Source organism: Paenibacillus diazotrophicus, from assembly GCF_042610465.1.
In genome coordinates this window covers 387,844-411,061 of the sequence record NZ_JBGJZN010000004.1, presented here as the reverse complement: position 1 = coordinate 411,061, position 23,218 = coordinate 387,844, and the positions used below count along the sequence as shown (strand labels likewise).

Sequence of the window (23,218 nt, the reverse complement as noted above, 5' to 3'; positions counted from 1 at the left end):
CCGCCTGCCGGACACTCCGGTAAACCGATCATATCACCCTCAGCCAGCCTGTACCAGCTTAGTTCGTGGAGAGCCCCTTTAGGCCACTGTTTGCTCAAGGCTTGGCGTCATCCCGTCTCTTTTTTCGATTCCCGGCCGCAGGAAGAGCAGCGATGCTCCAAGCAGGGCTGCCAGCACACCCGAAACAATGAACGCCGAAACCGGACCAGAGGCTGTAACCAGCGCCCCGCCGGCTATCGGCCCCAGAATGACTGCGGCACTGGTCAGACTGCCCACGATTCCGAATACACGCCCCGTATAGGCCTCAGGCGTCCGGCGCTGCAGCATGGAGTTGAACGGAATGATAACAAACCCTGCACCGACACCGGCGAGAACAAACGAACCGAACATCATCATATTCATCCAAAGACCTGCCTGACCGTAAGCAGTCACAAGACCCGCACTCGCAAATACAGAGCCCATAAGAATTGTACCGGCGGCCATGAACACAAGCGGGTATCTGCTGCTTCCCATCCGTCCCACTACAAGGGCCGAGAATAGAGTGCCGAAACCGCTGGCAGCTACACACCAGCCCAGCACATCAGCGCCCGCCCCGGGTATTTCCCGGAATAGGGTAACGATCTGGGAATCAGCAATTTGCAGCACCAGCAGGGCTGCTACGATCATCACGACTCCGCTGAGCACCACCGGCATACCGGCAATCAGCTTGAGTCCTGCACCAGCTTCCTTGCGAAAAGAATGGCGGAGCTTTGACGTGTCAGACCCCTCATTCCCTCTGTCCGTCTTGAACGCCCCCACGCGCGGCAGCGCAAGCAGGATGACGGCCGAAATGATGTAGCTCACAGAGTCAATGATATAGCAGGCGGAAATTCCGACGGCCGCAACGAGCAAGCCGCCAATCGCAGGACCGATAATTTTGGTGATCTGCTCTATGGAAGAGCTGAGCGCCACAGCCTGGTCCATTTGTTCAGAGGGCACAAGCTCCTTGAGCTTGCCGCTTTTAGCCGGGGAAAACATCACATCCAGCACTCCCTTCGCCAGCAGCAGAATATAGACTTGCCATAGGGAGCCCGCAAATACCAGGCAAGCCACAATCCCGGCACGCACCACATCTGATCCGATCATAATCGCTTTACGGTCCAGCATATCACTTAAGTATCCTGCGAACGGACCTCCGAGCAGCATAGGCACTGCCATGCATAAGGAGACGGCTGTAATCTCCCAAGGCGAAGCCTCCCATTTCAGCCCGACCATAGTGAGCAAGGCCAGAATATGCAGCCAGTCCCCTATATTGGATACTAGCTGTGCCGTGATTAGCAGCACAAACGGCTTGTTCGCCGTCAGTTTCACTGCCGATGCCGTATTACCCTGATTTTCTTTCATCCTTATCCACTCTCCCGTACAATTGGTTATCTGCTATAACCATAATAAGGAATTGAACAGAAAGGTTCATCGAACCCTGGTTGTAATTTTCTGCTGCGCCCGAGGCTGATTTCCCCCTCCTTCCAGAGGCGGATTTACGGTAATCTCCAAAATTTTCACAACTTTTGTGCACCGGCAAAAAATTGTTTGATTTTTAATAATTAAAAGTGTGCTCATTGTGACAAATCACATGTTCAACATCTATTCTTTGACGTATTGTAAAGCTAGATGTAAGAAGCAGGATTCCAAACCGTGCGGGCAAGCCCTCACGATTAACAATAGAGGTGGAGAAGCATGATACAATCCTATGAACGCGACACTCAACTGACGCTGCATTTGTACCGGGTTTTTGCCAAGTCCTTCAAGAGCATTAATGAGCATGCCGTAACCGGCAGCAAGATCGAAGGCTTCAATCCTACGGCTTTTGCTGTCATGGAGGTCCTCTACTACAAGGGACCACAGCCTATCCAACAGATCGGCGCCAAGCTGCTGCTGCAGAGCGGCAACGTTACCTATGTAATCGACAAGCTGGAAGAACGGGGCTATCTGCAGCGCAAACCCTGCCCAAGCGACCGCCGGGTGATTTTTGCCGAGTTGACTGCAGAAGGCGAACGTCTCATGAATGAAATGTATCCGAAATACTCCGAGCGTCTGCACCTTGCATTTAGCGGCCTGAGTGATGAAGAGAAGGAACAAATGATTACACTGCTTAAGAAGATGGGCCTGCAGGCTGAGAAACTCTCACCGCTTCCCCGCAAATAGGGTTTAAGCCTCAATGGTTGTGAATGAATTCACGTTCTATCCGTCTGTAATTGCTAAACATCAGAAACCGGATGCATCCTCCTGTTCAGGAGAGTGCATCCGGTTTTTTTGTCCTTTTTAAGCTTCGAGAATCAGGCTCAGACTTTCTTCTGTACGCCGGGTGCCTTACTTACTGAAGGTAGTCCTTTGCGCAGCCCTGATGTGATCACAAGCGATAATACAGCCAAGACTGCCATCAGCATGAAAAGCGAATGCAGCCCGCCCTCCAGCGCATCCTTCAAGCTGCTCCAGGCCTCACTTGAGAGTATACTGCCGCCCTCCGGATGAAGCAGCTGATTCATATCCGCGCCGGCTGCGGACGAGACTGGTTCGTGGGCCAGCTGCCTGTCAATGCTATAGTTAAGCCACGAACCAAATACAGCCACACCTACGGTCTGTCCGAGCGAACGGGTGAAGGAATTCAGTGCCGTAGAAGCTCCCCGCTGGCTGTGCTCCACGGAGGACTGGGCGATTATGGTGAATACGATCGAGGCATAACCAAATCCCACTCCACAGGCGAACATCAGCATCAACAGGAGCAGCTGCGATGAATCCGCCGTCACATACACCAGACCTACAGCCCCAAGGGCGATTAATGATAGACCCAGCATCCCTGTCCGGCGGGACCCGGAGCGCAGAATCATTCTTCCGCCGGCAATCGAGCCAAGCATCCACCCCACAGACATCGGGGCCAGCAGCAGCCCAGAGAGGGCAGCGCTCTCACCGGATACTCCCTGCACCCACAGGGGTACGTAAGTGCTTAATCCGATAATCAATGTGCTGACGAACAAGTTGGCAGCGGAAGATACCGCAATATCGCGGATAGAGAATAGCCCCAGCGGAAGCATCGGCTCTGGCGCTCGGCGCTCCACGAACCAGAAGATTATCAGAAGTGCCGCAGATGCGGCGAACAGCAACAGGAGCAGCGGAGAGGTCCACGGCAGATTCTGTCCTCCTGTAGTCAACCCAAAGAGCAGTGCACCCATACCCGCTGCGAACAGCAGCACACCCGGCAGATCCATCTTCGCCTTGCGCCGTACTCTCTCTTCCTTCAGGAACCGGGAGATAAATATAATCGACAACAAGCCAAAAGGCAGATTGAACACAAATACCCAGCGCCAGCTCAGGTAATCCACCACATAACCGCCCAGCAAAGGGCCCACCAGCGAGGATATCCCCCAGACGGAGCTTAATAGCCCCTGGGTCTTGGCACGTTCCTGAAGGCTGTAAATATCTCCTATGATGGTAAAAGTCATCGGAATCAGCGCTCCCGCTCCAATCCCCTGCAGACCGCGAAACATAATCAGCTGTGCCATGTTCTGAGAAACCCCGCACAGCAGCGAGCCCAGGAGAAAAATAACCGTCCCGCCAATAAACACCGGCTTCCGGCCAATCAGATCACTGAGCTTGCCGAAGATCGGTGTTGTAACGGCCATAGCCAGCAAATAAGCGGTAAAGATCCAGCTTAGCCACTGTATCCCCTGAAAGTCACCAACAATAGCCGGACCGGCTGGCCCGGTCACTGTCCCTTCAATCGCTGCCAGAAAAGTTGCCAGCAGCACCCCCGTCAAAATAAGCTTACGTTCTCTTATACCCGGTGACATCAATTACTCCCAATCCTCTCTCTATATGTATCTGAAACGGCTTCAGATGCGCCGGCCCTGCAAAAGGGCATACAGGACTACATCCTGAAATCCGGCTGCCGTATGCCGATATTCATGCAACAGGCCTTCCCTTTGAAACCCGATCGATTGAAACAGCCGCTGTGCCCGGATATTGCCCGGGTGGCATAATGCTTCGATCCGGTTGAGCCCCATTACTGCAAAGCCATAGTCCAGCATCAGCTCCAGTGACTCCCGCATGTAGCCTTGCCCCCAATATTCAGGCAGCAGCTCACAGCCGATTTCTCCCCGGTACGCTCCCTGCAGCTGCCAGCTGTTATAACCGCAGCTGCCGATGACCTTCCCGTCATGCCCAAGGATGCTCCAGCGCAGACTTTCTTCCTCACGGGACATTTGCAGGAGAATCGATATCAGCTGTTCTGCCTCCTCAGGAGAAGACAGCGGCGGTGCAGCTAGCCAGGAGACAACCTGAGGATGCGACCAGACAGCGAACAGGTCTGCAGCGTGCCCCGTATCCATTGCACGCAGTTCTACTTTTTTGCCGGGCAGGGCAGGAACTTCTCCACCACATATATACACAACGATCGTCTCCCTTCAACTTCATTAGTATACATCAGATACAAGTCTTCTCTGAATTGGAGGGGTTGCCTACATCCCCCGGCCCCATAAAAATAGCGCCTGTCGTGGGCTTCTTGACCGCCACCCGTTACAGACGCTGTTGTTATTCTAAATGTAGCAGCCGCCGGAAGTTATCCAGACGCACCTGCCGCTTTGACTGGCTTAAGTACTTCATCGCACAGCACCTGAAGCTTCTTCTGAATGGCCTTGAACTCCTCAATTCCCGTTCCGGTAAGACTGTAAGCCTCACCATGGGCCGTCAGGAAATTCTCCTGTGAGAGCCGCTCCAGCTCCTGCTTCACCTCACGTTCTGCTACACGGTACCCCAGGTTCTCGAGCTCCGGCAACATCTCCGTCAGTGTAAGGTCCTTCTCATGTGCACAATACAACATATGGATTCCTATGAACAAGTTCTGTACATCGGCGCGCATATTCCACTCCTTCCGGCCAGAAGCCTTCTGTATTTATAACTGCATTACCCTGAGGAGAGAATTCGGAAACATAAACCAGATATGGTAACCAGGTAATCTATCCCACATCCCCGCGATGTAAAATTCAAACCTTTGGCCAAAATCACCGGAATGCTTGACGTAGCCCGCCGCACTGTACTATGTTGTTAGTTACAGTTAAGGAATATGCTGATTTATCGTACAGGAAGGTGATGCTTCATGTTTCAAGCCATGCCCTATGACGGCACACGCAGCGAGCGGTTTGAATCGGTTCTAAGCCAGCTCAGTGCACTGATGGAAGGCGAGCCGAGTGCCATTGCCAATCTGGCCAACGCTTCTGCACTGCTTAAGTACTCTCTGCCGGATACCAATTGGGCCGGCTTCTATTTATTCGACGGCAAGGAACTGGTACTTGGGCCGTTCCAGGGATTACCTGCCTGCCTCCGCATCCCGCTTGGCAAAGGGGTATGTGGTACAGCAGCAAGTGAGCGCCGTACGCTGGTTGTTGGCGATGTGCATGCTTTCCCTGGGCATATCGCCTGTGACGAAGCTTCGAATAGCGAAATTGTTGTTCCGCTCGTTCAAGGCGACCGCCTGCTGGGGGTACTTGATATTGACAGCCCCATCAAGCACCGTTTTGATGACGAGGAGCGCCGTTTTCTGGAACGGTTTGCCCTACTAGTTGCCGAGGTGATCTGATCCACCTCCATGATCAGACAAAAGACCTTCACCGCCGCAGAATAATCTGCGCTGGTGAAGGTCTTTTTTGGGCCACTTGGTTGCCGGAGAGGAAAAACCAATCTTCCAGTATTCCAGCTTCTTCCGTCAGGCCCTGTCTACAGGCGTACCGGACTGATATTCCAAATCTCGGATGCGTAGCGGGCAATAGTATTGTCGCTGGAGAACTTGCCGGAATGGCCAATATTGATAATGGATTTCTTCAGCCACTCCTTCTGGTTGCGGTAAGCCAAGTCAATATTGACATGGGTCTCCACATAAGAGGCAAAATCTTTAAGCACGAAGAATTCATCATTATTGTCGAGTAACGACTGGTACAGCGTATCGAATTCCTGGGTATTGCAGCAAATCGGGCCAGGAGTCACCAGCTGATCCAACACTTCCTTCACCCGGCTGTCACCGTTATAAATATCACGGGAATGGTAGCCGCCGAATTGGTAGTAATCCATAACCTGCTCCGCACGAAGGCCGAACAGGAACATGTTGTTATCCCCGACCATTTCATGCATCTCTACGTTTGCCCCATCCATCGTGCCGATGGTCAGCGCCCCGTTCATCATGAACTTCATGTTCCCGGTGCCGGACGCTTCTTTGCTGGCAGTGGAGATCTGTTCACTGACATCCGCCGCCGGGATAATCTTCTCCGCCAGGGACACCGAATAATTTTCGAGGAAGAAAATACGAATCTTACCCTTGATCTGCGGGTCCTTATTAACGACATCGGCAACGGTGTTGATCAGCTTGATGATCCGCTTCGCCAGGTGATAGCTTGGCGCTGCTTTGGCACCGAAGATAAAGGTGCGCGGTACCATATCCATGGAAGGGTTATCCTTAAGCTGATTGTACAGATGCATAATATGGAGCACATTCAGCAATTGGCGCTTGTACGCATGCAGACGTTTAACCTGCACATCGAAGATCGAATCCGGATCCACCTGAACCCCATGCTTGCCAAAAATATATTCGGAGAGGCGCAGCTTATTGCGGCGCTTGATGCCGGCCACCTGTTCCTGGAAGGAAGCATCCTCACTATATTTGATCAGGCCGATCATCTCCTGCGGATGATGAACCCAGCGCGAACCGATGGATTCCGTAATCAATCCGGCAAGCTCCGGGTTCGCGTGAAGCAGCCAGCGCCGGTGGGTGATTCCGTTTGTCTTGTTATTGAAGCGGTGAGGATACATTTCATTGAACAGACGCATCTCGCGCTTCTGAAGAATCTCTGTATGCAGAGCCGCCACACCGTTGACGCTATGGCTCGCTACGATCGCCAGATGGGCCATACGAACCTGGTCATCATGAATGATCGCCATTTGATTGATCCGGTCCTGATCCCCCGGATATTTGCTCATCAGCTCTCCGCAGAATCGGGCGTTGATCTCTTCAATAATGAGGAAGATGCGCGGCAACAGCTCCCGCACCATTCCAATCGGCCATTTCTCCAGTGCTTCACTGAGAATGGTGTGGTTGGTGTAGGAGACCATGCGAGTAGTCATGCTCCAGGCCTCATCCCAGCCGAGTCCATGCACATCCATCAGAATCCGCATCAGCTCTGGGATAACCAGTGTAGGATGCGTGTCATTGATATGCAGGGCCACCTTATCCGGCAGCGATTCTATGCCAAGCCCAGTCTTGCTGTAGGTCCGCAGAATACTCTGCAGCCCGGCGCTGCACAGGAAGTACTGCTGCTTCAACCGAAGCAGCTTGCCTTCGTACCGCGAATCATCCGGGTACAGGAACTCCGAGATCGATTCTACCGAACGCTTGTATTCCAGAAACTTGTGGTAATCACTTCCGGCCAAGGAACCGAACATCCGTGAAGGCTGGTTGATGGACTCTGCGCTCCAATTGCGCAGTGTGTTCACATGCCTGCGGTCTGCCCCAATGACAGGTACATCATAAGGAACCGCGCGCACTGCTTCATAATCTTTATGCTCGAAGGCCAGTTCACCGTTCTCCTCACGAGTCTCGATATACCCCCAGAACCGCACCTCTACCTGCTTGTCTTCCCGCCGCACTTCCCATACGTTATCATTCTGCAGCCAATAGTCTGGCAGCTCCACCTGATATCCGTCAACGATCTTTTGCTCGAATAGCCCGTATTTATATCGTATTCCGCAGCCGTGCCCAGCATATTGCAGGGAAGCCAGCGAATCAAGGAAGCAGGCCGCCAGACGGCCCAGACCTCCATTGCCGAGACCCGCATCCGCTTCCTCCTCTTCCACATCCCGAAGGGAGATCCCCAGATCCGCCAGTCCGTCACGTACAACCTCAAGCACACCCATGTTAAGGAGGTTATTGCCTAGAAGTCTGCCGATTAGAAACTCCATGGAAAAATAGTATACCTGCTTATCCTTATCGGCTTTGAACTTCTGGTTGGTATCCGCCCAATCCTTACCCGCATTCTCACGGATCATGTTGCCGAGAATATTATAGATATCGGCGTTCGATGCTTCCTCCAGCGGCTTGCCCAATTTCCCGATGAGTGTCTCGCGGAACACTTGTTTAAAAGTCTCTTTATCGTTGAACAACAGCTGGTTCCTCCTGACACATGCTTTTTTTAGAAAATCGCCTCACGGTTAAATTTTGCTGCTCTTGGCAATCACAAATGGACGTTTGCTGTCCCCGACGAGTATCCGATCCTTGCTCAGCTGCACATCTTTATCCATAATGACATTCTCAATCACGGCATTCTCCTCGATGACACATTTCTGCATAATCACCGAATTGACGATGCGCGCCCCTTTACGGATCTGTACCCCCCGGAAAATCACGCTGTTCTCCACGGTTCCTGCAATAATGCAGCCATTGGCTATCAGCGAATTACTGACCTCCGCGCTGTCCAGATAACGGGTAGGCGCTTCATATTTTATTTTCGTCTGAACCGGGTTTTCTTTGAAGAGTCCAAAATAATTATCCTGCTGCAGCAGATCCAGACTGTTCTTGTAATAGCTCTCCAGCGAGTTAATTACCGCATGATAGCCTGTATATTCGTAAGCGGCGATCTTGAACTTGTGGCGGTTTTTCTGAATGGCATCACGGAAAAAGAAGCTCTCTCCATGAGCTATGCAGTATTCCACCTGCTCCAGGAACATCCTCTTCTCCATAATGAAAATATCCAGATATACATTGTGATGATCCTTCTCCTGATGAATCTCGGTCACATTGCCGTCCTCATCCAGTTCAACCCGCAGGCAGGGATCATGCTCCGGCTGGAGATGGTCAATTTTCTTGTAGACCAGCGTTACGTCCGCACCTTTTTCCAAGTGATACTGGTATACATCCTGTAGATCCACGGTATTGATATGCTGGCTGCCGGAGAACACAATATATTTGGCTGAAGCCCGTTTGAAGAAATCGAGATTGTTGTGATAATGCTGCAAATCTCCCAGAGAAGTATCTGTCGGATCATTCCAGTCAGGCGGCAAAATGAAGAGTCCTCCGTGCTTGCGGTTCATGTCCCACGACTTGCCGTCGCCGAGATGATCCATCAGAGAACGGTATTTGCGGCGGACAAACAGCCCCACACTCTCCAGTTCTGCACGCATCATGTTGGAGAGAACAAAGTCGATCAGCCGGTACCGGCTGGCAAAAGGTACCGCTGCACCGCAGCGGAAATAGGTCAGTTCGTTTAATTGGTCCAGTTCATGGTCCAGATTGATAACACCCATGAGTTCTTTCATCGAAATCCCCCTGTCCTCTGCTGATTATATGGTTTTGGCTGCAACGGACTTGCGTTTTTTGCTCCGATTGTCGATCAGCAGAATTTCTTCCTCCCGCTCACGCTCGATCCCGATCTCCATGTAATCTTCAATGACCGTATTCTCACTGATGATAGCTTTGTGAATCCTTACATTCTTTCCAATCTTGACCTTTGGCATGAGGACAGAGTCCGTAATCACACTGCCTTCCCCTACCTCCACGCCGTAAAAGAGCACCGAATGCTTCACTTCCCCATGGACAATGCAGCCTTCGTTAATGATGCAACCTGATACCTTGGCTCCCGGAGCCACATATTGTGCCGGCTGGTTGGGGTTGCGGGTGAAGATGCGCCAGTATGGATCGTTCAGATTCAGCGGCGGTGTATCACTCAGCAAATCCATGTTCGCTTCCCATAGACTGGTTACAGTACCTACATCTCTCCAGTATCCTTCAAAAGGATAAGCAAAGAGGGATTGGCCATCGGCCAGCATAAGCGGAATGATATCCTTGCCAAAGTCATGGGACGAGCTGGCGTTCTCTCCGTCCTCCAGGAGATGCTTGCGGAGCACCTCCCATTTGAAAATATAGACACCCATAGAAGCCAGTGTACTCTTCGGCTTGGCCGGCTTCTCGTCAAATTCATAAATTTTAAGATCTTCATCGGTATTCAGTATGCCAAACCGGCTGGCTTCCTCCAGCGGCACATCGATCACCGATATGGTGCAGTCGGCATTTCTGGCTTTGTGATACTGCAGCATCGCATGATAGTCCATCTTGTAGATATGGTCACCCGACAGAATCAGCACATGCTCCGGATCGAACTGATCCACAAACTTCAGATTGCGGTAAATGGCGTCTGCTGTGCCACGGTACCAGCTGCTTCCGTTCTCCCGTTCATGCGGCGGCAAGACAAACACCCCGCCGTCCTTGCGGTTCAAATCCCAGTCGCTGCCTACTCCGATGTATGAATGAAGCACAAGCGGTTCATACTGCGTCAGCACACCGACCGTATCAATTCCCGAATTGGAGCAGTTGCTCAAGGGAAAATCAATAATCCGGTAGGTTCCCCCAAAGTATACAGCGGGTTTTGCGAGCGATTTGGTCAAACCCTTCAACCTTTTCCCTTGGCCTCCCGCCAATAGCATAGCTACCATTTCTTTTTTCTTCATGGATGAGCCTCCCTTGACTTATGGGTAGTGAAGCATGTGATCAATTAGGTTGGATAGTGATTAGTGCAGCGTAGATTTAACCCAGTGTAGAAATAGAAATTTCAGAAAGTAGCGTAGCGAAAGAGACTTGCATGACAGGAAAGTGATAAGGTCAGAAACGGGGGGAAACACATAGAATTGGGACTTATTTCCGGACCCGAGAGGAAGCCTCAGGCCGGGTAGTATCCTTATTGTAAAGTGTTCTATAGCCGCCGTCAAAACCATTTATCGTCCCGTTCTAAAACTTTTAAATTCTGACTGAATTTCTTATTAATAGCATTAAAATCTCCGTATAATTAGATTAACCATTATGATTAACCCTGAAAGGCTATTTTCGAATCCGTTCTAATTAATGTTTCCATCTTCAGCTAAATTTCATACTGATATGTCATAATGGAGCTAACTATAGCAATGTGGAGGAACCCTATATGAAGGCTGCCCAAGGTGTAAAATTACTGCTCGTAGATGACGAGCCTCATATTCTCCAGTTCCTGGAGCTGGGTCTGAACAATGAGGGTTTTGAAGTAAGAACCGCTCCGGACGGGGCCAGCGCAATTGCCGTTGCTGCGGACTTTAAGCCCCATGTGGCCATTCTGGATGTGATGATGCCTGGGATGGACGGATTCGAGCTCTGCCGCTACCTCCGTTCGGAAGAATCAGAACTTGCCGTGATTATGCTTACGGCCAAGGATGAAGTGGATGACCGGGTTAAGGGTCTGTCCATTGGAGCTGACGACTATATGGTCAAGCCATTCAGCTTCGAAGAACTGCTGGCCCGGATTCAGGCGCGCCTGCGCAACCAGTTCCCTGGACTGCTCGGCGAGGTGCGCTGCGGACCGTTCCGGATTGACGGCCGGCGTAAGGAAATCCGCCACAAGGACGAGGTGCTGGAGTTATCTCCTACCGAATATGAGCTGTTACAATACCTGGTCATCAATCATGGGCTTGTGCTGAGTAAGCCTATGATTCTGGACAAGGTATGGGGCTATGACTTCGGCGGCGAAGAAAATATTGTGGAGGTCTACATCCGTTCCCTCCGTGAGAAGCTGGGAGATAAAGAACACCGGATCATCCGGACGCTCCGGGGTGCAGGATACCGGGTGGACCTGGTATGATTGGCCGTGCCATAGGCCTGTTCGGCAGGCTCCCCGCGCCGCGCTCCTTGCGTAAGCAGCTGCTGATCATCTCACTGCTGATTCTCTCCGGCCTGCTGCTCTTAATCGGTGTACTCCAGTATGTACTCATGCGTGATTTTATCTACACCAACCGCGCGGAATCCATGCAGACCCAGATCCGCTCCGTACCGCGTGAGATTTTTTTCAACTCACTGGCCTTCAATAACAATAGCGAGAAGGCAGCCATAACAAGCAGTGGAGAACAAGGAAATGGAAGTACTGGTACGGCAACGCCTAGGCTGCCGCTTGTAGACGGCACGATTGGCGGCAACGGAATCCCTGAAGGCAGTAGCCCAATCACTCCCGGTAATATGCCTAACCCCTCCAGCCGGCGGCCGCTTCTGCTGGATGCGCATACGACCCTCGCTATTTACAGTGCAAACGGAGGATTCAAGGACTTCCAGGAAGAGACACTGTCCGTTTCCCCTGCTCCGAGATTATCCGATGCGGAATACAACAACCTGCTAAAGCATACTACCGACAAGGCTACCGGCAACTACCAGCTCATTACCGCAGCGGACGGCAGCGAGCAGCTGGCTGTCTTTATGAACCTCGGCAAGCCGAAGGAAGCCAGAATGCTGCTGCAGATGAGTGTAAGCACAGGGCCGCTTAAGGATGTCATCCTGCAGCAGCTGCTGATTTTTGCAGCCTTATCTTTTGCGGCTCTGCTGGGAGGGCTTCTCCTGTATCTTCCGGCCCTGCGCAAAACGCTGGTTCCCTTATCCAACATGGGGGAAACTGCACAGATTATCGATGCAGGCAATCTGAACGAGCGGTTCCCCGTGAACCAGGGACAGACGGAGATTGACAAGCTGTCCCGCTCATTCAACGGAATGCTGGAGCGGCTGGAGATTTCCTTTCATAGTGAGCGTGAAGCCAAAGAGCAGATGCGGCGTTTTGCCGCCGATGCCTCCCATGAGCTTAGAACCCCGCTGACATCCATCCATGGATTTCTGGAGGTACTGCTGCGGGGAGCTGCTGATAACAAGGAGCAACTCATGAGTGCGCTGACCAGCATGCACGGGGAATCGAAACGGATCAATAAGCTGGTAGAGGATCTGCTTCTCCTGGCCCGCATGGATGGAGCACCGCAGCTAAACATCCGAAACATGATGCTGGGGGACGTGATCACCGAGATGCAGCCTCAGCTCCTCATGCTTGCCGGGGACCGCAGGGTTACCTTTGAGATCCCCCACGGCATCAGCGGCATGTATGATCCCGACAAGCTGAAGCAGGTAATTCTTAATCTATTCCAAAATGCTGTGCAACATACCGATCCCGGCAAGGGAATCATACATGTTGGCCTGATTCCCAGGGGCACTGAAGCCGATCTCCTTGTAAGGGATAACGGCTCCGGGATTGCGGCAGAGCATATCCCTCATGTATTTGAAAGATTCTACCGAAGTGATTCTTCACGCACCCGTAAATACGGCGGCTCAGGACTCGGCCTCTCCATAACCAAATCCATTGTAGACGCACATCACGGTGATATCTGTGTGGACAGCCGCCCCGGTGAAGGAACCGCCTTCAAGGTTACCCTCCCCTGCCTGACGGAATAGCTAATGAAGAATCATTAACGTTATAATAGTAAGTGGGAAGCTCACAAAACTTAAGTCCATGCTTCCGAAGCAAGTTTTGTACGAAGCGGTTCGGAGAGGCATAGGCTCACAAAACTTTTAGGAGGTTATACTATGTATGAAATTGCCATCATTGGGGCCGGCCCTGCCGGTGCAAGTGCAGCCCTGCTCGCCGCCAAGGCGGGCAAAAAAACGCTGTTGATCGACAACGATAAAGGGATGACACGCAGAGGCTGGTACGAGAATTATTATGGAATTGCTGAGATTGGCGGGCCCGAGCTCGTGGAAACCGGACATAAGCAGGCTGTAAAATTCGGAGCGGAATTAGTGGCAGATCAAGCGGTGAATCTTACTGCAGCCGGTGAAGGCTTCGTCATTGAGAGTGAGAGCGGAGCTACTTATGAAGCAAAGCACGTAATCCTGGCAACAGGTGTGCTGACGGATCTGGCTGCCAAAGCTGGTGTGGAAACGAAGGACGGTACAGAGCCAAGAATCAAGACCGTTGTAGCCGTAAATGCGGAAGGTAAAACCAATGTCGATGGGATTTGGGCAGCAGGTACGGTAGCCGGAGTAAGTGTTCATGCCATTATCACTGCCGGAGACGGTGCGAAGGTTGCCATTAATATCATTAGCGAACTGAACGGCGCTAGATATGTGGATCATGATCTGATGAAAGCTTAACGTTACTATTCGTACAAAAGAGCTTCAGATGTGTAAGGCCAGCCAGAGATTCATTCTGGCTGGCCTTTTCGGTCATCGGTGTTTGATTCACTGGATTAAGCCTTGCTATCAGCGATTCCGGCCGTTTGCCTCTGCACCCTCGCACAGACTGCCCAGCAGCTGCTTCAGATACGGGATAAGCTGCGGGCGCAGCTCTTCCCGCTGCAGACCCATCTCCAGCGTAGCCTGAATATAACCGAATTTGTCGCCGATATCATAGCGCATACCTTGCAGATCCAGGGCAAGCAGCCCTTCATCCCGGCATATCTCATGCAGCGCATCCGTCAGCTGATATTCGCCCCCGGCTCCGCGCTCCAACTTGCTTAGTACCGGGAAGATGGAGGGCTGGAGAATGTAGCGTCCCATAATGGCATTCGTCGAAGGCGCAGCTTGCGGCGAAGGCTTTTCCACCAGACCCTTTACTACATGCACACCCCTGACAGCACCGCCGGAAGCAATGATTCCGTACTTGTTCACCTCAGATGCCGGTACCGGCTGAACACCTACAACAGTCTGCTCGGACTGCTCGTACAGCTTCATCATCTGTGACAGTGCAGGGGGATCGGAGACCATAATGTCATCACCCAGCAGCACAGCGAACGGCTCACCGCCGATGAATTGTTCTGCACACAGAATGGCATGCCCCAGGCCAAGCGGCTCTTTTTGCCGGATGTAATGAATGCTGGCAAGCCCGCTGATCGCCTGCACATCGCGAAGCAGGTCCAGCTTGCCTTTTTCCAGGAGAGTCTGCTCCAGTTCTACCGACTTGTCAAAATGATCCTCAATGGACTTCTTATTGCGGCCAGTCACGATAATGATACTCTCAATGCCGGAGCGCACCGCTTCCTCAACAATATATTGAATCGCCGGTTTGTCTACAATGGGCAGCATTTCCTTGGGCTGGGCCTTGGTAGCCGGCAGAAACCGTGTGCCCAGACCTGCTGCGGGTATAACCGCTTTGCGGATTTTCACGTGGGACCCACTCCCTTGCCTTTTATTTATGAAGCTGTGCTACCCTCTGCTCCCGTGTACTCTGCTGCTGCTTGCCGCTGTAGAATTCCTGGACGATGTATAGCGGGCGTCTCTTCGTTTCATCATAGATCCGGCCGACATACTCGCCCAGGATACCCAGCATAATTAGTACAAATCCGTTGAACGTCAAGGTAATGCCGATCATCGATGCCCAGCCCTTAACGGCTGCGTCCGTAAACAGCGCCAGGTACAGCACATACATAAGATATATAAATCCGGCTGCGGACAGCAGCCCTCCCAGATAACCCGCCAGCTTCAGCGGTTTGTAGGAAAAAGAGGTGATCCCGTCCAGTGACAACTTAATCATCCGCTTCAGCGGGTATTTGGTTTCACCGGCCAGCCGTTCATCACGCTCATATTCGATAGCCTTCTGGCGGAAGCCTACCCAGCTGACCAGGCCGCGGACAAAACGGTTTTTCTCCGGCAGCCGTTTCAGTTCCTCGCACACCTTGCGGTCAATCAGCCGGAAATCACCAGTGTCCACCGGGATAGAGATGTCTGTAGAATAACGCAGCACCCGGTAAAAGAGGCTTGCCGTCCACTTTTTAAATAGAGACTCGCCGTTCCGCTTAACCCGTTTGGCATATACCACCTCATAGCCGTTTTTCCATTCCCGGATCATATCCAGAATCAGCTCCGGCGGGTCCTGCAGATCAGCGTCAATGATGACTACTGCGTCTCCCAGCGCATAATCCATACCCGCGGTAATGGCAATCTGATGACCAAAATTACGGGAGAGATCAATCAGCTTCACGCTCTCATCCCAATAGCTGTATTCCTCAATCATCTGCGCACAGTTATCCGTGCTTCCGTCATTGACGAACAGCAGCTCGTAGACCTCTCCTGTCGTTCCCATTACCTTTTTGATCCGCCGGTAGGTTTCCTGAATGACCGCCTCTTCGTTGTACATCGGTATGATTATGGAATAGCGCACGTGCGTACTCATGAGCAGCTCCTCCTTAATTGGTATTGATATCCTACTTAACACTCACCTCATATAAGGTTCCGCCATTAACGCCTGTCTCGGTTCCCTGCCAATCTGCTGTTGGAACTACAGTCCCGTTCTCAGTGATCCAGGTGTTAATTTCGGAGTTGCCCCCGCGGCCGCCGCCCATGCCTCCGGTAGTGACAAGGAAGTATTTCACTTTACCGCTCGCCACGAGCGCCTTCAGGGTATCGGTAGTGTAAGGCACATCCGAGTTGTTGAATCCGTTCAGAATGACGACTGACTCATGGTTATCGATAATATAAGGGCCAGCCGTTCCGTAATCCATTGCTGCGAACAGATATTTCTCACCGGTGTTATGCTCTTTCAAATAGGTCAGCAGATTGTTGTTGACTCCCGCTGTACCGTTTCTGCCGCCCATTCCTCCCATTTCTCCCATACCACCCATGCCGCCAAAACCGCTGCTGCTGTCCGGTCCAGCCGCCGGGGTCATGCTGTTTGAGCCGTAAGTGATAGGTGTCAATGCCCAGTAGACGGGTCCGACCAGCAGCACCAGCAAACCAAGCAGCGCTGCCCCATGTACGAATGACTTTTTCTGCCCCTTCAATACCCGCAGTACGAGCAGCAGCACAGTAACAGCAATCCCTCCAGCCAGTACGCCTATAGACCAGCCGCTTCCAATCGTATCGTCATAAGGATGAATGATGTACCATTGGAAGATTGCAGTGACGAGCGTTGCCGCCGGGAGCAACCAGGACAGCCAGGTGGAACGTTCCTTGTAATAGCTCCACAGCTGCAGCCAGCCTGCGCCGGCCAGTGCCGCAATCGGCGGAGCCATCATAATCAGGTAATATTGATGGAAAAATCCGGCAATACTGAAAAATCCCATAGCCGGCACCAGCCAGGCAAGCCAGAATAAGGCTTCTTTATGCCGCCATGTGAAGTTCCGTCTGCGCAGGCTGGCAAAGATTCCGATGCAGCCGAACAACAGGAACGGAAGCAGCCAGCTGGCCTGACCGGACAATGCTGATTGGAACAAGCGGAGCGGACCGGCAGTACCTGTGTTGAACATTCCGCCTGCTCCGCCGTTCATCCCGCCGCGGCCGCCTTGCCCGAAGTCAAACTGGCCTCTACCGTCCATTCTTCCGCCTGGCGCCTGTCCCGGTGAGCCGCCGTCATCTGCGGCCTGGCCGCGGCCATCCGGACCTCCTGTAGCCTGTTCGCCTCTTGTGCCGCCCGGTGGCTGTCCCTGAGCCTGCCCGTCTGTTCCGTTCAACCTTCTTTGACCGTCCTGGGCACCGGATCCGTTCATGCCCGGCATCTCTCCGCCATTCCAGGACGGCATTTCGCCGCCGAACATTCCGCCGCCAGGAAATCCGCCGCCGCTGCCTCCGGTACTGCGGTCACCGGTCAAGCGTGACACCCCGTTATAGCCAAAAGCCAGATTCAGCACAGAGTTCGTCCCGCTGCTGCCCATGTAAGGCCTTTTGCTTGCCGGGATCGAATCCACGATAACCGCCCACGATAGCGAAACCACCAGTAGTACTGCGGTGCAGGCTGCCAGCACTCCGGTTTTTTTCTTCCAATTTCCTTTCGCTGCCAGCACATAGAAGAGGTAGAATGCCGGAAGCACCATGTACGCCTGCAGCATTTTTTCGTTGAAGCCTACACCAATCACGGCAAATGCTGCGAGGAGGCTGCTCCATTTATTGTGCTTGGTACCCTTGAATAGAAACCATGCCGCCAGCAAAAGTGTGAACACCAGCATGGCGTCAATATTATTCGTTCTGCTGACAGCAGCAGCTACAGGTGTAGTAGCCATTGCCAGAGCCGCGAGCCGCGCTGCTGTAAGGCCAAAGGTTGGTTTCACCAGCAGATATACCAGCAGGACAGAACCTACTCCGCACAGCACCTGCGGCAGGATCACACTCCAGCCGTGCAGTCCGAAGATCAGCGCGCTGAGCGTCTGAATCCAAAATGTCACAGGCGGCTTATCGACCGTTACCGAGCCCGCCGAGTCCAGCGAGGCGAAGAAAAAGTTGTGGAAGCTCTGAAGCATGCTTCCCACTGCTGTGGTATAGTACGTATTTGCGTATTGGTCATTCCAGATACCATAGCCGTATAAAAAAGCCGCAAGGAGCAGAATACCCAGCAGAACGACATCGGAACCCATTTTTTTTATCCATTTCATTTCTCTCCACTCCCATCGATCGATACACTATTCCGGCACTGCTCTCCCCCGGTACAGCTTGCTTAGGTGTATTATGGCATCCCTACCTTAACTGATAATGAAATCAGGCTGAATGTTTGCTGAATGCCGGAACGGGAAACGGAACGGGAAATAGCCCCACAACGTGGGGTATGAATTCATGCTTACAATATTAATGATTAGTAATTGGAAGGGAGAGAAATACGTCTATACCCAGGAACTTATTGTATTTATCTGGTAAAATAACATTCAAACGATAAGATTAGATAAAGGAGCAAGGCAATGATCTATTTAAGAAGCTTTAAGCTTTCTGATTATACGGATCGAAATCCCAACATATATCCTGATCATGTATTTAAGCATTTGGCTGGGGAGGTGCTTTTGTTTGATCGGATTACGGTGTTGTATGGTAATAACGGTAGCGGAAAATCCACTTTACTCAATGTAATTTCCAACAAGCTGGGCATCCCTGGGGCGGAAAGAATGACAAGCTATGGGCATAGTCCTTATGCTCAGCGTTTCCTTGATAGGAGCAGCTATCAGTTTGGACAGGATGAGAAAGAACGTGAAATCAGGCAGCTGCCAATAGGAAGCCGGTATATGAAGTCTGAGGACATTTTATATGAGATCAAGAAGATCCAGCAATCCTCTGTGCTGCGTGAGGGAATCATAAAGGAGCAGATGAACAAGGGGATGAGCGAGGCACAGGCGGCAGAATATGAAGCTACTTATGCGTTTAAGAAAAAGCTGGAGGACATTCAATTTTCTCAGGAAAAATACTCCAATGGGGAAACGTCCATGCAGTTTTTTGAGGAACATCTGCTGCCTGGGCAATTATATTTATTGGACGAGCCGGAAACGTCACTTTCTCCTGCTAATCAAATCAGAATGGCAGAGCAGATCAACGAGCTGGCAAGGTATTTCGACAGTCAATTTATTATTGCCACTCATTCTCCATTTGTTCTAGGCACGCTGCATGCAAAAATTTATAATCTGGATGCGGCGCCTCTTCAAACAGCAGAATGGTACGAGCTGGACAATGTGCAATTTTTCTATCAATTTTTTAATAAGCATAAGGCATTGTTTGAAGGGTAAAGGCAGCCTGTGTACGTTGAAGCAAAATTGCAATCGTTCTGTTTCAACGTACAAGTATGCCATCCGTCCTGCTATTCACCCCGCCCGATTGCCGCCAGCTTATTCACCGTATTCCAATTCCGTGCGGTGATGGTTGTGCCAAGCCATTTGTCGAACGGAACCTTGAACAGTGGAGATTGACTGACACTTACCTCATAGAGAGTGTACATCTCTTTGCCGACGACGCGCAGCTTATCCGCGCCATCTGCATAGGGGATCAGCTTGTCCAGAGCCTCCTCCGAGGGAGCCTCACGGAGGAAAGTAACATACAGCCGCTTATAATCCTCTTGTGACAGGTTCTGAAAAGGGTTAGCAGCTATAGCCGCCTCCAATTCCGCAAGTGTACGGATAATCACGGGAACCTCGAACCCAAAGGTATCCTGGAGCGCTGCGCCGATCACAGCCTCAAGCTTGGCGCCAGTCGAATCCCCGCTTTCAAAAACAACATTTCCACTCTGGATATAGGTCCGCACCCGTTCATATCCAAGCGACTCAAACATTGCTTTCAAAGCCTGCATTTTGATGATTTTGTTGCCGCCTACATTAATGCCGCGCAAAAGTGCAATATATGTATTCACAGCACACCTTCTTTCCTTAATGTTCCTGATGATTGTCCCTAACGGGGGAATTAGATCTTAGACGTCTGCGGATTTCACGGGCTAGCTGCTCTTTCTCCGCCAGCGGAACGCCTTCCGATAGCCGGGCTGCTGCTACCGGCAGCACCCATGCATTCACTTCGGCGTAAGTAAGTCCCGATAATCTGAGATATTCCCTGATATACTCTTTCGTGAGCCTCTTTCTTATAAAAGCAGTAATGAATCTGGTGGTGAGTGACGCTCCCGGCGGCAGGGCCCCCATACTGAGAATAATCACAGACCTGGCCGCATCCCCGGCCGGATGGCCGGAACCCCCGGTCATCCAGTCGATAATCCACGGCTGCCCATCCAGCAGCACATTGTCCGGATGGAAATCCCCGTGCAGGAGCCGGTCTCCCTCCGGCAGCCGCTCCAGCTTGGCCAATATGGCCGATTTCTCTTCCAGTGCGAGCATGGGTGCAGAGATAATACTGCCCTTCAGGTTCTCCTTCTGATTCCCGAAGGCCTCTGCACCCTGGAGCTTATGCAGATTATGATGGAGTTCAGCCATTTGCCTTGCATACCCGGGGAGCTTCCACGGCTTCTCACCGATCAGCCTAAGCATGGATCGTCCTTCAATTTGTTGAAACACAATACCCATGCGCCCTTCGAAGGCGGCAATCTCCATAGGCTGCGGGGTAGGAACGTTATGCTCATAGACATATTTACTGAACTCATATTCGTGCTCCGCATGCCAAGCGGGAAAATCCTCATGATAGAGCTTCAGAATCCTCCCTGCTTCATGTTCGCGGACCTCTGCGGTTCTTCCTTCCCCAATCTGCTTTCCCTGCATGCTGTTTCCTCCAAGCTACTCCAGATTAACCGTATTGAAATGCTCCACTACCGGGAAGGGGCTGTAATAATGATGGAGAAGTGCTTTCCACTCCTGATATTGGCTAGACTCCCTGAAACCGATGGTGTGATCCTCAAGATTACGCCATTTCACGAGCAGCAGATATTTATGATCATCCTCCAGACAGCGCTGCAGCTCATGGCCCATATACCCTTCTATTGAAGAAATCAGTGCGGACGCCGCCTTGAAGCTCTGTTCGAACTGGCTGGTGAGTCCCGGCTTTACCTGAAGCATAGCTGCTTCCAGAATCAACACAATCATCCCCTTAGCATAGTCTTCATGATCTCAATCTGTGAGCGCATCCCGGAAAAACTCGTGATAGAAATTAATAATGACAAGCAGCACCGCCAGCGATTCGTTGACACTCCCTACTTCGAGCGCATGATTGGCATCGTCAATCCGGTACACCCGAAGATTCTTCTGTCCGCTAAGCCCTGCAGCATGCTCCTCGGTGAATAAGGGGTCGCTGCCACCGTAGATAATACTGCCCCGGCTCTGTTTCAGCAGCGGGATCGAGTCTGCAACTGGCGTTATATATAAATGTGAAGTGATCTGCTGAAGGTTCATCTCTGACGCCACGCTTCCGGCAATGACACACCCCATGCTTTTGCTGATGAAGAGCAACTGTTCATAGTCTGGAAGTGAAGCCAGGGCCGCTTTGCACTCCCCGGTAACGATATCGATTTCCTCACGTTTAAGTTCTGCCCGTGCACTCTGATAGCCATATTCAAGCAGCAGGATATCACAGCCATATTCCCGGGCCAGCTTGGCAGCATAATCCAGCAGCGAACGTTCAGCAGAGTAGTTCCTGCCCGGAAATATTACCGCAAGCGACTTCGATTCCTGTGAAATATATTTATGTCTGACTTCTCTGCCCCAATGGGAGGGCATGACGATACTGGATACACTCACCTGTACTTCCTCCTACGCCAGAAATTAGCTCTCTGCCTCCCATTATAGCTATCTTCTCCGATGGATGGAAATATAAATAAGCCCTGGCACAAGCACAGGGAGCACAATAGCCGAACCTTTCCTTGCTACTAAGCGGCTTTCTGCTTACGGCTTTTTCGCCGGGCCAGGATTTCAGCAGTAATCCATAAGATCACTGGAATGAACACCTGGAACGGCAGGGCATAAATCTTGTAGATATGGTGGGCAAAATAATCCATTTGCATAATATCCTTATAGATAAAATCTGCCATATAGACCATGATCAGCCCCATTTGAAGCACTACCGAACGGTAGCTGCTCAGCTTGAACAGCTTAGCCACCCCATTGCAGGCGGTATACAGACACAGGCTCACCTTCACAAACAGCGTAGTGACAAAAACAATAGCTGATGAACCTTCAATCCGGGTCAGGAAATCACCAATATTGATTCTGCTAACCGCCACATACGAAGGGAAGTATAGGCTGGATAAGATATCCGGGCCCAATACGAGCAGATTACGAATCGTGATGAGCAGAATAATAACCCCGGCAATCAACGTGCCGCTGAGCAGAATCTTTACCGCAGAACCCTTTGGAGGCAATGCATGAAAGGCCCCCAGGAACACCACAATTTCGGCAAACGGAAAGGTGAAGGTACCCAGCGTATCAGAAAATACAGACTTCCACCCACTATCCAAGACTGGAAATAAATGATGAAAATGAAATTTGGGAATGGAGAGCAACTGCACCACAATAATCACCATGAAGGAAAATAACATCAGGAATTTGGCACTTCTCCCCACCACCTCTATCCCCTCTTTTACAACCCACACACACAGCAGTCCAATGACGAGCATGGGGACCAGCATCGGGGTTGAAGTCAGGGCCACGGACTTACAGAACTCCCCGAAATTCCGCAACACCAGCACCCCTAGATGCAGCGCATACCAGATATACAAACAGGAGAATATTCTTCCGGTTACTGCTCCGAATACACAAATCAGCATGTCGAACAGATCCTTGCCGGGAAATAAAACATGCAGCCGCGCATAGATAAGCATGAGTGGAACGGCCAGCAGAAGGGCAAGAATTATTGCGATCCAGCTGCTGTTGCCGGACTGCCCTGAAGCCCCCATAAAAAGAGAACTACCGATAATAAATAGGACCGCTATACTTATAGACTGTCCTGCCGGTATGATTTCCTTGCCCATCTTTCCTCCCCCTTATAAAGTCTGATCCTAAAATAATTTCTTTATCATATTAACAATCGGAGGGGAAGGGCTGGGGAGGTCCCAATGCATGGACAGGGCAAAGGCCAGAGAGAATGACACCAGGCACAGTACCGAGCATACATAGAAGTCCCGTTTCATCCCTTGCTTCCAGAGAGCGTAAGGGTCGGTTACCACGACAATGGCATAGATGAGCAGCAAGTATATAATCATATTGG

General features: G+C 51.4%; 22 protein-coding genes. 6 read left to right on the top strand and 16 right to left on the bottom strand.

Going from position 1 to position 23,218, the window contains the following annotated elements:
• Positions 1 to 78 precede the first annotated feature (78 nt).
• Entirely contained in the window at positions 79 to 1,383 is a 1,305-nt protein-coding gene (locus ACAN54_RS18745) for an MFS transporter (RefSeq protein ID WP_379158565.1), read from the bottom strand.
• 333 nt (positions 1,384 to 1,716) lie between these two features.
• Here ACAN54_RS18745 and ACAN54_RS18740 point away from each other — a divergent pair, with 333 nt between their 5' ends.
• Positions 1,717 to 2,184 carry a MarR family winged helix-turn-helix transcriptional regulator gene (locus ACAN54_RS18740; RefSeq protein ID WP_074086810.1) on the top strand — a complete coding sequence of 156 codons (468 nt, stop codon included), beginning with the start codon at positions 1,717 to 1,719 and terminating at the stop codon, positions 2,182 to 2,184.
• Positions 2,185 to 2,321: 137 nt separating this feature from the next.
• On the opposite strand, the gene ACAN54_RS18735 is transcribed toward ACAN54_RS18740, so the two are convergent.
• The 3 genes from ACAN54_RS18735 to ACAN54_RS18725 all read right to left on the bottom strand — a co-directional run bounded on the left by ACAN54_RS18735 (position 2,322) and on the right by ACAN54_RS18725 (position 4,894).
• Positions 2,322 to 3,827 carry an MDR family MFS transporter gene (locus ACAN54_RS18735; protein ID WP_379158562.1) on the bottom strand — a complete coding sequence of 502 codons (1,506 nt, stop codon included), beginning with the start codon at positions 3,825 to 3,827 and terminating at the stop codon, positions 2,322 to 2,324.
• A 42-nt stretch (positions 3,828 to 3,869) separates the two neighbouring features.
• Positions 3,870 to 4,424 carry a GNAT family N-acetyltransferase gene (locus tag ACAN54_RS18730; RefSeq protein WP_379158559.1) on the bottom strand — a complete coding sequence of 185 codons (555 nt, stop codon included), beginning with the start codon at positions 4,422 to 4,424 and terminating at the stop codon, positions 3,870 to 3,872.
• A 170-nt stretch (positions 4,425 to 4,594) separates the two neighbouring features.
• Entirely contained in the window at positions 4,595 to 4,894 is a 300-nt protein-coding gene (locus tag ACAN54_RS18725; RefSeq protein ID WP_379158556.1) for a hypothetical protein, read from the bottom strand.
• 237 nt (positions 4,895 to 5,131) lie between these two features.
• Here ACAN54_RS18725 and ACAN54_RS18720 point away from each other — a divergent pair, with 237 nt between their 5' ends.
• Positions 5,132 to 5,611, top strand: coding sequence for a GAF domain-containing protein (locus tag ACAN54_RS18720; protein ID WP_379158553.1), 480 nt, complete (start codon positions 5,132 to 5,134; stop codon positions 5,609 to 5,611).
• Between the two features lie 137 nt (positions 5,612 to 5,748).
• On the opposite strand, the gene ACAN54_RS18715 is transcribed toward ACAN54_RS18720, so the two are convergent.
• The 3 genes from ACAN54_RS18715 to ACAN54_RS18705 are packed head-to-tail and all read right to left on the bottom strand — an operon-like array spanning position 5,749 to position 10,521.
• Entirely contained in the window at positions 5,749 to 8,181 is a 2,433-nt protein-coding gene (locus tag ACAN54_RS18715) for a glycogen/starch/alpha-glucan phosphorylase (RefSeq protein ID WP_379158550.1), read from the bottom strand.
• A 48-nt stretch (positions 8,182 to 8,229) separates the two neighbouring features.
• Complete coding sequence (glgD, locus tag ACAN54_RS18710; RefSeq protein ID WP_379158547.1) at positions 8,230 to 9,333, bottom strand: glucose-1-phosphate adenylyltransferase subunit GlgD; 1,104 nt, start codon at positions 9,331 to 9,333, stop codon at positions 8,230 to 8,232.
• 24 nt (positions 9,334 to 9,357) lie between these two features.
• Complete coding sequence (locus ACAN54_RS18705; RefSeq protein ID WP_379158544.1) at positions 9,358 to 10,521, bottom strand: glucose-1-phosphate adenylyltransferase; 1,164 nt, start codon at positions 10,519 to 10,521, stop codon at positions 9,358 to 9,360.
• Positions 10,522 to 10,988: 467 nt separating this feature from the next.
• Between ACAN54_RS18705 and ACAN54_RS18700 the strand changes: the two genes are divergently transcribed.
• The 3 genes from ACAN54_RS18700 (at position 10,989) to ACAN54_RS18690 (ending at position 13,993) form a co-directional block, all read left to right on the top strand.
• Positions 10,989 to 11,675 carry a response regulator transcription factor gene (locus ACAN54_RS18700; protein ID WP_379158541.1) on the top strand — a complete coding sequence of 229 codons (687 nt, stop codon included), beginning with the start codon at positions 10,989 to 10,991 and terminating at the stop codon, positions 11,673 to 11,675.
• Positions 11,672 to 13,294: a sensor histidine kinase gene (locus ACAN54_RS18695; protein ID WP_379158538.1), complete on the top strand. Its 1,623-nt coding sequence runs from the start codon at positions 11,672 to 11,674 to the stop codon at positions 13,292 to 13,294. Before ACAN54_RS18700 ends, ACAN54_RS18695 begins: the two co-directional genes overlap by 4 nt.
• Before the next feature lie 132 nt (positions 13,295 to 13,426).
• Positions 13,427 to 13,993 carry an FAD-dependent oxidoreductase gene (locus ACAN54_RS18690; RefSeq protein WP_379158535.1) on the top strand — a complete coding sequence of 189 codons (567 nt, stop codon included), beginning with the start codon at positions 13,427 to 13,429 and terminating at the stop codon, positions 13,991 to 13,993.
• A 108-nt stretch (positions 13,994 to 14,101) separates the two neighbouring features.
• On the opposite strand, the gene galU is transcribed toward ACAN54_RS18690, so the two are convergent.
• From galU to ACAN54_RS18675, 3 genes are read right to left on the bottom strand one after another with little or no spacing between them, the layout of a single operon-like run.
• Entirely contained in the window at positions 14,102 to 15,004 is a 903-nt protein-coding gene (gene galU, locus ACAN54_RS18685) for a UTP--glucose-1-phosphate uridylyltransferase GalU (protein ID WP_379158532.1), read from the bottom strand.
• Positions 15,005 to 15,026: 22 nt separating this feature from the next.
• On the bottom strand, positions 15,027 to 16,010 hold the full coding sequence (locus ACAN54_RS18680) for a glycosyltransferase family 2 protein (protein ID WP_379158529.1): 984 nt from the start codon (positions 16,008 to 16,010) through the stop codon (positions 15,027 to 15,029).
• A 31-nt stretch (positions 16,011 to 16,041) separates the two neighbouring features.
• Positions 16,042 to 18,201: a glycosyltransferase family 39 protein gene (locus ACAN54_RS18675; protein WP_379158526.1), complete on the bottom strand. Its 2,160-nt coding sequence runs from the start codon at positions 18,199 to 18,201 to the stop codon at positions 16,042 to 16,044.
• 393 nt (positions 18,202 to 18,594) lie between these two features.
• Between ACAN54_RS18675 and ACAN54_RS18670 the strand changes: the two genes are divergently transcribed.
• Positions 18,595 to 19,314, top strand: coding sequence for an AAA family ATPase (locus tag ACAN54_RS18670; RefSeq protein WP_379158770.1), 720 nt, complete (start codon positions 18,595 to 18,597; stop codon positions 19,312 to 19,314).
• A 71-nt stretch (positions 19,315 to 19,385) separates the two neighbouring features.
• On the opposite strand, the gene ACAN54_RS18665 is transcribed toward ACAN54_RS18670, so the two are convergent.
• From ACAN54_RS18665 to ACAN54_RS18640, 6 genes are all read right to left on the bottom strand, one after another.
• Positions 19,386 to 19,931 carry a DUF1697 domain-containing protein gene (locus tag ACAN54_RS18665; protein ID WP_379158523.1) on the bottom strand — a complete coding sequence of 182 codons (546 nt, stop codon included), beginning with the start codon at positions 19,929 to 19,931 and terminating at the stop codon, positions 19,386 to 19,388.
• A gap of 16 nt (positions 19,932 to 19,947) precedes the next feature.
• Positions 19,948 to 20,781 (bottom strand): phosphotransferase family protein, encoded by an 834-nt coding sequence (locus tag ACAN54_RS18660; protein WP_379158520.1) that lies wholly within the window; start codon positions 20,779 to 20,781, stop codon positions 19,948 to 19,950.
• 15 nt (positions 20,782 to 20,796) lie between these two features.
• Positions 20,797 to 21,093: an antibiotic biosynthesis monooxygenase family protein gene (locus tag ACAN54_RS18655; RefSeq protein ID WP_379158767.1), complete on the bottom strand. Its 297-nt coding sequence runs from the start codon at positions 21,091 to 21,093 to the stop codon at positions 20,797 to 20,799.
• 33 nt (positions 21,094 to 21,126) lie between these two features.
• Positions 21,127 to 21,753 carry a hypothetical protein gene (locus ACAN54_RS18650; protein WP_379158517.1) on the bottom strand — a complete coding sequence of 209 codons (627 nt, stop codon included), beginning with the start codon at positions 21,751 to 21,753 and terminating at the stop codon, positions 21,127 to 21,129.
• Positions 21,754 to 21,881: 128 nt separating this feature from the next.
• On the bottom strand, positions 21,882 to 22,982 hold the full coding sequence (locus ACAN54_RS18645; RefSeq protein ID WP_379158514.1) for a GerAB/ArcD/ProY family transporter: 1,101 nt from the start codon (positions 22,980 to 22,982) through the stop codon (positions 21,882 to 21,884).
• Positions 22,983 to 23,009: 27 nt separating this feature from the next.
• Positions 23,010 to 23,213, bottom strand: a complete 204-nt coding sequence (locus ACAN54_RS18640; protein ID WP_379158511.1) for a hypothetical protein — start codon at positions 23,211 to 23,213, stop codon at positions 23,010 to 23,012.
• Positions 23,214 to 23,218: the final 5 nt, after the last annotated feature.

Coding starts and splice junctions, on each gene's coding strand:
- ACAN54_RS18720 (WP_379158553.1), top strand. CDS start 5,132: ATGTTTCAAGCCATGCCCTATGACGGCACACGCAGCGAGCGGTTTGAA.
- ACAN54_RS18675 (WP_379158526.1), bottom strand. CDS start 18,201: ATGAAATGGATAAAAAAAATGGGTTCCGATGTCGTTCTGCTGGGTATT.
- ACAN54_RS18645 (WP_379158514.1), bottom strand. CDS start 22,982: ATGGGCAAGGAAATCATACCGGCAGGACAGTCTATAAGTATAGCGGTC.
- ACAN54_RS18725 (WP_379158556.1), bottom strand. CDS start 4,894: ATGCGCGCCGATGTACAGAACTTGTTCATAGGAATCCATATGTTGTAT.
- ACAN54_RS18660 (WP_379158520.1), bottom strand. CDS start 20,781: ATGCAGGGAAAGCAGATTGGGGAAGGAAGAACCGCAGAGGTCCGCGAA.
- ACAN54_RS18695 (WP_379158538.1), top strand. CDS start 11,672: ATGATTGGCCGTGCCATAGGCCTGTTCGGCAGGCTCCCCGCGCCGCGC.
- ACAN54_RS18705 (WP_379158544.1), bottom strand. CDS start 10,521: ATGAAGAAAAAAGAAATGGTAGCTATGCTATTGGCGGGAGGCCAAGGG.
- ACAN54_RS18640 (WP_379158511.1), bottom strand. CDS start 23,213: ATGATTATATACTTGCTGCTCATCTATGCCATTGTCGTGGTAACCGAC.
- ACAN54_RS18735 (WP_379158562.1), bottom strand. CDS start 3,827: ATGTCACCGGGTATAAGAGAACGTAAGCTTATTTTGACGGGGGTGCTG.
- ACAN54_RS18690 (WP_379158535.1), top strand. CDS start 13,427: ATGTATGAAATTGCCATCATTGGGGCCGGCCCTGCCGGTGCAAGTGCA.
- ACAN54_RS18700 (WP_379158541.1), top strand. CDS start 10,989: ATGAAGGCTGCCCAAGGTGTAAAATTACTGCTCGTAGATGACGAGCCT.
- ACAN54_RS18740 (WP_074086810.1), top strand. CDS start 1,717: ATGATACAATCCTATGAACGCGACACTCAACTGACGCTGCATTTGTAC.
- ACAN54_RS18745 (WP_379158565.1), bottom strand. CDS start 1,383: ATGAAAGAAAATCAGGGTAATACGGCATCGGCAGTGAAACTGACGGCG.
- ACAN54_RS18680 (WP_379158529.1), bottom strand. CDS start 16,010: ATGAGTACGCACGTGCGCTATTCCATAATCATACCGATGTACAACGAA.
- glgD (WP_379158547.1), bottom strand. CDS start 9,333: ATGAAAGAACTCATGGGTGTTATCAATCTGGACCATGAACTGGACCAA.